This is a genomic window from Rhodoferax sp. UBA5149, assembly GCF_002413825.1.
Taxonomy (GTDB): Bacteria; Pseudomonadota; Gammaproteobacteria; order Burkholderiales; family Burkholderiaceae_C; genus Rhodoferax.
The window spans coordinates 1-8,110 of record NZ_DHXT01000140.1; the positions used below are offsets into that span (position 1 = coordinate 1).

Genomic DNA, 8,110 nt, shown 5'->3' on the forward strand with positions numbered 1-8,110 from the left:
TTGCCGCCAGCTGGCGCGCCTGATGGCGCCCTTGCTCATTGATCGGCACGTCGAACCAGCCCTGCAAAATGCCACGCATGTTCCAGTCGGTTTCGCCGTGGCGGGCGACGCAGATATGAGCGGTGTTCATGCGGCTTAATGAATACCTGCGGAGGCTATAGGCTGAAGGAGTGCCTCTATCTGCGCATCCTTTTCCAGCCACATCCGATGCACCCATTTCTGATAGGCCTCACGCACCGCCGGGTCACCCGAATAATCGCCTTGCACCAGGTCCTGGGGCACCGGAAACGGCCGCACCCGAACGATGACGCGATGGAGTTTGCCGGTCAGGAATTGCCAGAAATCCGGGGCACCGTTCGGGTAAACAATGGTCACATCGAGGATGGCCTGGAACTTGTCGCCCATGGCGTTGAGCGCCAGCGCAATGCCGCCGGCCTTGGGCTTGAGCAAATGCTTGTAAGGCGATTGCTGCCGCTGGTGCTTGGCGGGCCGAAAGCGCGTGCCTTCCAGAAAATTCATCACACTGGTCGGAATTAGTGCAAATTTTTCACAGGCCTTGCGTGTGGTTGCCTGGTCTTTGCCACGCATTTCGGGGTGTTTTTTCAGGAACTCTTCGCTATGGCGGCGCATGAACGGAAAATCCAGCGCCCACCAGGCCAGCCCCATGACGGGCACCCAGATCAGCTGCTGTTTGAGGAAAAACTTGAGCAGCGGAATGCGCCGGTTGAACAGATGCTGCAGCACCAGAATGTCCACCCAGGACTGGTGATTGCAGTTCACCAGGTACCAACTGCGGTAGCTCAGACCTTCAATGCCCTGCACATCCCAGGTGATGCGCTGGGTGAGCCGCATCCAGCCACTGTTGCCCGAAATCCAGGCTTCCGCGATGTGCAACAGGATCGGATCAATCGCCAATCGCATTTTTTGGACCGGGATGATCAGTTTGAGGAGGGCAAAGAGCAACAGTATGGGCACCCAGAACAGCGCGTTGAGCGCCATCAGCAGTGTCGCTATCAGGCCCACCCATAAAGGGGGCAAGAAATTAAGCATGGATCGACCTCTCAGTCATTGTCTTTTCGGCTCTTTTCCATTTGTCGAATCAGCTCCCGGGCCTCATCGCCTTCAGGAATGGGCTGACCGCTGTCGCGCCACTGGACCGCCGCCTTGAACCCTTCCTGCTGGGCATAACGGCGAAACCACATGCCTTCGGGGTTGTGGCGGGTAATGCCATCAAAGACGGTGGCCATCATCTGGGTCTGCTCCAGGCCCATGGTCAGCATCACCTGGTTCACCACCATCTTGTGCATGGCCAGGTGCGAGTTTGGCACACCTGCAATGCGGCGGGCGAGCGCCAGGGTTGCGGCTTCGAGCTGGTCGGCGGGTACGCTCTCGTTGGCCAAGCCCCATTCAGCGGCTTTTTTGCCGTCGATGGTGTCGCCAGTAAACATCAATTGCTTGGCGCGGGTGGCGCCCAGGCGGTACGTCCACATGGCCGTCGTGGGACAGCCCCACACCCGGGTGGGCATGTAGCCGATGCGCGCGTCGTCGGCCATCACCAGCAAGTCGCAGCACAGGGCGATGTCGCTGCCGCCGGCGGCGGCGTAGCCGTGCACCTTGGCAATGGTCGGTTTGGGGCTGCGCCACAGGCTCATGAAATCTTCGGTGTTGCGCTTCATATAGCGGTAGTCAGCCATCGGATCCCAGGGTGTTTTTTCCTGCTGGCAAGGATGCTCCATCTGGCCTTCGCCAAACTGAGTCAGGTCGTAACCGCCGCAAAACCCTTTTCCGGCCCCTTCCACAATGATGACGTGCACCTCCTCCTCGGCGGCCGCCCAGTCGATGGCGGCGCGGATCTCGCGCGGCATCTCTTCATTGATGGCATTGAGCCGCTCGGGCCGGTTGAGCAGCAGGCGGGCGATGCGGGGATGGTCGGCGTCTTTGTCGATGCGCAGGGTGCTGAAGGAGGGCATGGGACGTGTTTCCGCTAGATTGTTGTTCTGGGCAGATGATCATAGATTCCTTTTTCCCGGCGCCCATTCAGTTTTTCAGCCTGCGTTTGACGCACAGGTGAATATCTTTTATCATGGTAAGTAATCAAATACTTACCAAATAATGATTGCCAAATGAAACCGAGCTCCATACAAGTTCCTGTCGCCCGTTTGCCCACCGAAGCCCGCCAGGCAGAAATCGTGGCCGCCGCACTGCACTTGGCTCAGGACCGCAGTCCTGGGACCATCACTACCACTGATCTGGCCGGCGCCCTGGGTCTGAGCCAGGGGGCGTTGTTCAAGCACTTCCCATCCAAGGAATCCATCTGGCTGGCCGCCATGGCATGGGTAACGGAGAACCTGCTGCGCTCACTCAATGAGGCGGCGCAGCAGGCCGCCACACCACTCGAAGCCCTGCACCGCGTGTTCGATGCGCATGTGGCTTTTGTAGTGACCTTTCCCGGCGTGCCGCGTGTGATCTTTCACGAACTGCAGCAGCCGGAGGATTCGCCTCTCAAGCAGCAGGTACGTAGTCTCATGCAGGGCTACCGCCAGTTGCTGTTGCGCCTGCTGAAGGCGGCGGTGCAGCGCGGCGACGCAGCGGCTGACCTGGATGTGCCTGCCGCCGCCACACTTTTCGTCGGCATCGTGCAAGGCCTGGTCATGCAGTCCATGCTGAGCGGGCAGATTTCCTCCATGCGTGCGCAAGCGCCGCCCGTCTTTCACCTTTACCTGTGCGGTATCCGCAGCCCATCATGATGAAGCTCAAAGCCCCTACCTCCAAAGTGCTCGTGCTCGGTCTGCTTGGCGCGCTGCTGTTGGTTGCCATCGTGTTTGTCATCCGGCGTGCCGGGCCGCTGGCCCCCGTGCGGGTGACGGTGGTGCAGGCGACCGAAGGATCACTCACGCCCGCTCTCTTTGGCATTGGCACGGTGGAAGCGCGCCGCAGCTACCTGATTGGGCCCACCGCCGCCGGCCGCGTGCTGCGCGTGCTGGTGGATGCGGGTGACACGGTCAAGGCGGGCCAGCTGCTCGCCGAGATGGATCCCGTCGACCTGGATAACCGCCTTGCGGCGCTGGACGCCTCCATGGCGCGGGCTGGCAGCGGCATTGCGGCTGCCGATGCGCAAACGGCCGATGCGGCAGCACGCCGGGAGCTGGCCGCCATCAATGCGCGCCGTTATGTCGAGTTAGGTCGACAAAACTTTGTGAGTCCCGGTGCGGTGGAGGCGAAAGTGCAGGAGCAGACGTCGGCCGATGCCGGTACCCGCGCAGCGCAGGCCAACCTGCTCGCTGCACAACAGGACCTTTCACGGCTCAAAGCCGAACGTGCCGGTCTGATGCAACAGCGTCAGAACGCACGCCTGGTGGCCGCGCAGGACGGCGTGGTCCTGTCGCGCGACGCCGAGCCAGGCTCCACCGTGGTGGCAGGGCAGTCGGTTCTCAAGCTGGTGGATCCCGCCAGCCTGTGGGTGAAAGCACGCTTTGACCAGGGCCGCTCGGGCGGTCTGGCGCCTGGTTTGGCCGCCGATATCGTGCTGCGCTCCAGCGCCGCCGCCACGCAGCGCGGCAAGGTGGTCCGCGTGGAACTGCAGGGCGACAGCGTGACGGAGGAGCGCGTGGCACAGATTGCATTTGACGCCCAGCCAGCGGGCGTTTCGGTCGGCGAACTGGCCGAGGTCACACTCAAGTTGCCCGCTACGCCGCGTTCCCTGTTGCTGCCCAATGCCGCCATCAAGCGGCACGCCGGACAGTCTGGCGTCTGGGTGCAGGATGATGGCGGCCTGCGCTTCGCGCCGCTGCGTCTGGGCCAGGTGAGCCTGGACGGACAGGTGCAGGTGCTGGATGGTTTGAAGACCGACAACCGGGTTGTGGTCTACAGCGAGAAGGAAATCGATGCGCGCAGCCGCATCCAGGTAGTGCAAAGCCTCGCACCGGGCAAGCCATGATCAGCCTGGCCGGCCGCGACATCCTGCATTCATGGAGCAAGTTCGTGCTCACGGGCATTGGTTTGGGCTTGTTGATCGGCGTCACGCTGACGATGGCCGGTGTCTACCGTGGCATGGTGGACGATGCGCTCATGCTGCTGAACAACAGTGGCGCCAACCTTTGGGTGGTACAGAAAGACACCCAGGGTCCGTACGCTGAAGCATCCAGCCTGCGCGATGACGTGTACCGTTCACTTTTGGGCATGCCAGGCGTGGCGCGCGCGGCCAATGTGACCTACCTCACGATGCAGGTGCGCCGCGAGGCTGCCGACGTGCGTGCCATGGTGGTGGGCGCGGAGCCCGGCCAGCCCGGCGAGCCGGGCTACCTGATCGCGGGCCGCCACATCACGCGCAATCACTATGAGGCGGTGGCCGACGTGAAAACGGGCTTCTCGGTCGGCGACGTCATCAAGATTCGCCGGCATGACTACAGCGTGGTCGGCCTCACGCAACGCATGGTGTCTTCCGGCGGCGACCCCATGGTCTTCATTCCGTTGGCCGACGCGCAGGAAGCGCAGTTCCTGAAAGACAACGACGCTATTCAAAATGACCGTGCCCGCACCGCCGCCAACCCCGCACTGAACCGCCCGGGCGTGCCCGGCTTGCTGGAGGCCGTTCAGGCCTCGCAAAGCAGCAACCACAATGTCAACGCGGTACTGGTGCAGATCGAGCCCGGCTTTGAGGCCGAGCAAGTGGCCGAGCCGATCCGCCGCTGGAAGCACCTGCAGGTGTTCACGCGCGAGCAGATGGAGGACATTTTGGTGGCCAAGCTGATTGCCACCTCCGCGAAGCAGATCGGCATGTTCCTCGTGATCCTGGCCATCGTGAGCGCGGCCATCGTGGCCTTCATCATCTACACCATGACCCTGGGCAAGCTGCGCGAGATTGCGGTGCTCAAGCTCATCGGAACACGCAATCGCACGATAGCCAGCATGATCCTGCAGCAGGCGCTGGGCCTCGGGTTGATCGGCTTCATCGTTGGCAAGGTCGCTGCCACCATCTGGGCGCCCATCTTCCCCAAGTACGTCTTGCTGGAGACGGGAGACGCACTGCGCGGCTTTGTCGCGGTCATGATCATCTGTGCGTTGGCCAGCACGCTCGCCATCCGTGTGGCGCTGCGCGTCGATCCGGCGGCGGCTATTGGATAAGGATGCCCCATGAGTGAACTCGGTATCCGCATCGAAGGTTTGAGCAAGCGCTATGGCGAGGGCGATGCTGCCGTGGACGCGCTCAAGGACGTGAACATGAGCGTCGCCCCGGGCGAGGTGGTCGGCCTGATCGGCCCTTCGGGTTCGGGCAAGAGCACGCTCCTCAAATGCCTGGGCGCCGTCATCGAGCCGACGTCGGGGCGCATGACGCTGGGCAGCGAGACGATCTATGAGAACGGCTGGAAGATCGCCGATTTACGCACCCTGCGGCGCGACAGCATCGGTTTTGTGTTCCAGGCGCCCTATCTGATTCCGTTTCTGGACGTAACCGACAACGTGGCCCTGCTGCCCATGCTGGCGGGCCAGCCCAACGCGCGTGCGCGGGCGCGCGCCCGTGAGTTGCTGGAGGCGCTCGATGTCGGCCACCGCGCCAGGGCGGAGCCCTCGCAGCTCTCCGGCGGCGAACAGCAGCGCGTGGCGATTGCGCGGGCGCTGGCCAACCAGCCGCCCGTGATCCTGGCTGACGAGCCCACGGCCCCGCTGGACAGCGAACGCGCGCTCGGTGTGATGCGCATCCTGAATCAGATGGCGCAGCAGTACCGCACCGCCATCATCGTGGTCACGCACGACGAGAAGATCATCCCGACCTTCAAACGCATTTATCACATCCGCGACGGACGCACGTTCGAGGAAGCCGGCCAAGGCCTGAGCCTGTAGCGCAAAGTCCTGCTTGTCGTGGGGCCGCGCAGATTAAAGCCAGCAAGAATTTTGGTGCCCTCCTAAAATGCTTTTCATGGACTGGCTTCGAAAACTGCCCGGATTTCAGCGCACCCCGTACGGGTTTGAATGGCGGCTGCTGCGCCTGATGCCGACAGTTTGCCTGGCGGGCACGCTTTTGCCAGCGCTGATGTCACTTGCAGCCCGTTTCTTGATCACCGGGGGCAGTGCTGCCGAGTTGGCTCGGCATATTCAATTGTTTGATTTTGTGATGATCGGCCTGGTGATTTTCATCTGGAGTCTGGTTGTGACTGTGACGATTGGCTGTGTCATCGTGTGGCTGATGAAAGGCCCCGCCTACGTGGCCGATGGCTTCGAGGTATCGCACAGTGACACGCCAGGGCGTTGATCCTGCCACCAAGCCAATGCACTGCATCCTTTAATCATTCTGCGAACCGGCATAGTGCAATAGCCGGGTTTGTCAGGCAGGGACGGTGCTACCTGACTCAGACAAGAGTGTGACAATGTCGTCGAGTTGCGGCACCACGACGACCGGTGAAAAGCCGCCGCCCGGTGTGCGGAAATTGGTGGTTTGGCCCTGGTAGGTGCGCGCCGCCAGCAGTTGAATCTGGCCGGCATAGGTGTAGGCGCGGACATCGAACTTCAGATCGGTCTGCACGCCGTCCACCACCACCATGCGCTGGCCCGGTGGTACCAGCGCCTGGGCGATGAAATCGCCCGCCAGAATCTCGTCCCACACCTTGCGCGTCAGCTTGTCACCGCGGTAAACCGCCTTGGCCCCGTAGCCCGCCACCGGCTTAAAAAAGAGCTGGCGGCGCCGGGCCCACAGCTCGTCCGCGCCTTGCGGCGTGACCCGTTGCGTCGCTGGCACGGCTGCAGCCAACAGCTGGCGGTCAGTCGCGCCAACGCCCCAGGCCGCGAGCAGTTCAGCGTCGCTCAGTGTGACGAGGTTGCGTTTGTCGGCCAGCAAGGCATGGGCGCGCGGGTGCGGCGTCACCACGGTCGCGCCAGCGGTGTAGGCATCGCGCAACGCCTGGTGAGCGGGTTCAGCGAGATAAAAATCGGTCAACCGGTTGTAGACCATGTCGACCATCACCTGGCCGTGCCACAGGCTGCCGTCGCGCCATTCCAGTTCTCGCGGGTCGGCAATTGAAGCGCTTAGCCCGCGCTGCAAAAACATGTGGCGGCACAACTCGAACTCGGGTGCCAGGTATTGCGCCTGCGGGTCATCGTCCACGATCACCAATGAGCGCAGCGGCAGTTCACCGCGCTGGGCACGCCACTCCGCCTTGAACATGTCAAAGAAGGTTTGCTCAACAGCGCCCAGCGCAGCGTGCAGCGGTGTGTAGGCCGCAAGCGCCTGGCTCATCGATTCGCAGCATGATTTCTGCGCCCGCGCCAATGCCGCGTTGAGCAGCGCGCCCCCGGCGTTGGTGTTGATCTCTATCAGTTGCGGTCCGTCGGCATTGACATGGAAGTCATACCCCATGAAGACCCCGGCCGGGCCGAACGGGTGCTGTGCGATGGCGGGTGCCCGTGCCAGCGCAGTGGCCTGGTAGCCGGGCGTGGACACAACGCGCTCAATGGCCGCCACGGTCGCCGCGATGGTCTCAAAAGTGCTGCTGGAGAGGAACACGGCCGTGGCAGAAAACAGGTGGGGGCGGGTCTGGGCGATGCTGTGCGCCAGCCCGGTCAGACCCGGATCGCTTTCCAGTTGCTCACGCAGACGCTGTTCGTCCAGGGTGCGGCAGATGCAACCCCGGTTCAGGGTGTTGGCGAAGTTTGTTGTCATGTTTCAAATTCCAGGTCATCGATTCTGCAAAAAGGCCTCAAATTGTTCGGGCCGCCAGAGTTCGTCAGCGTAGCCCTGAATTCGTTGCAGTCTATCAACATGGTTGCCTTGGCCGTGTGTTTGCCGTCGCCCGGGGGCGCGCTGTCACGCAAATGCCATGAAGTTGCCACGGCGCCGTCACAGAAGACCAGCACCATCCAGTGAAGCGGAAAAAAAGAGCGTAACCATGTCAAAAGACTTCGCGCGAATGTGTGCCAATTTGTGCTTGCCAGACCCTCAACAGGAGAAAGAAATGAAAGAACTTCCTAACCCCACCTTCGCTTTTTCGCCGCTGTCCCTGCCCAGAGGCTTACTTCACCGGTCTCATTCACATCTCCACGGCGCGAATCACTCACCCGTCCCCCAAATTGAGCGCGGCGGTCTGGCGGTTTCGTGGGCCAAACACGCTGACGAAGT

The 8,110-nt window shown here is 62.1% G+C and carries 9 protein-coding genes and 1 pseudogene; 6 read left to right on the plus strand and 4 right to left on the minus strand.

Features of this window, described 5'->3' with window-relative positions; all coding sequences use genetic code 11:
* The 3 genes from B3V69_RS20800 to B3V69_RS11960 all read right to left on the minus strand — a co-directional run.
* Positions 1–217 (minus strand): phosphoglycerate mutase family protein (locus B3V69_RS20800; RefSeq protein ID WP_414707520.1); only part of this gene is annotated, 217 nt, incomplete at its 3' end.
* Positions 136–1,050 (minus strand): acyltransferase, encoded by a 915-nt coding sequence (locus B3V69_RS11955; RefSeq protein WP_296446817.1) that lies wholly within the window; start codon positions 1,048–1,050, stop codon positions 136–138. The genes B3V69_RS20800 and B3V69_RS11955, both read right to left, overlap by 82 nt.
* An 11-nt stretch (positions 1,051–1,061) precedes the next feature.
* Positions 1,062–1,970, minus strand: coding sequence for a crotonase/enoyl-CoA hydratase family protein (locus B3V69_RS11960; RefSeq protein WP_296446820.1), 909 nt, complete (start codon positions 1,968–1,970; stop codon positions 1,062–1,064).
* A gap of 153 nt (positions 1,971–2,123) precedes the next feature.
* Between B3V69_RS11960 and B3V69_RS11965 the strand changes: the two genes are divergently transcribed.
* From B3V69_RS11965 to B3V69_RS11985, 5 genes are all read left to right on the plus strand, one after another.
* Positions 2,124–2,747 (plus strand): TetR/AcrR family transcriptional regulator, encoded by a 624-nt coding sequence (locus B3V69_RS11965; RefSeq protein WP_296446821.1) that lies wholly within the window; start codon positions 2,124–2,126, stop codon positions 2,745–2,747.
* Entirely contained in the window at positions 2,747–3,937 is a 1,191-nt protein-coding gene (locus B3V69_RS11970; RefSeq protein WP_296446858.1) for an efflux RND transporter periplasmic adaptor subunit, read from the plus strand. The genes B3V69_RS11965 and B3V69_RS11970 overlap by 1 nt, the downstream gene beginning before the upstream one ends.
* Positions 3,934–5,124 (plus strand): ABC transporter permease, encoded by a 1,191-nt coding sequence (locus tag B3V69_RS11975; protein ID WP_296446823.1) that lies wholly within the window; start codon positions 3,934–3,936, stop codon positions 5,122–5,124. Before B3V69_RS11970 ends, B3V69_RS11975 begins: the two co-directional genes overlap by 4 nt.
* A gap of 9 nt (positions 5,125–5,133) precedes the next feature.
* On the plus strand, positions 5,134–5,841 hold the full coding sequence (locus tag B3V69_RS11980; protein WP_296446825.1) for an ABC transporter ATP-binding protein: 708 nt from the start codon (positions 5,134–5,136) through the stop codon (positions 5,839–5,841).
* A 76-nt stretch (positions 5,842–5,917) separates the two neighbouring features.
* Complete coding sequence (locus B3V69_RS11985) at positions 5,918–6,250, plus strand: hypothetical protein (RefSeq protein WP_296446827.1); 333 nt, start codon at positions 5,918–5,920, stop codon at positions 6,248–6,250.
* Between the two features lie 72 nt (positions 6,251–6,322).
* On the opposite strand, the gene B3V69_RS11990 is transcribed toward B3V69_RS11985, so the two are convergent.
* Positions 6,323–7,654, minus strand: coding sequence for a hypothetical protein (locus B3V69_RS11990; protein ID WP_296446829.1), 1,332 nt, complete (start codon positions 7,652–7,654; stop codon positions 6,323–6,325).
* Positions 7,655–7,880: 226 nt separating this feature from the next.
* Between B3V69_RS11990 and B3V69_RS11995 the strand changes: the two are divergent.
* Positions 7,881–8,110: pseudogene (locus B3V69_RS11995) on the plus strand (hypothetical protein); the annotation flags it as partial.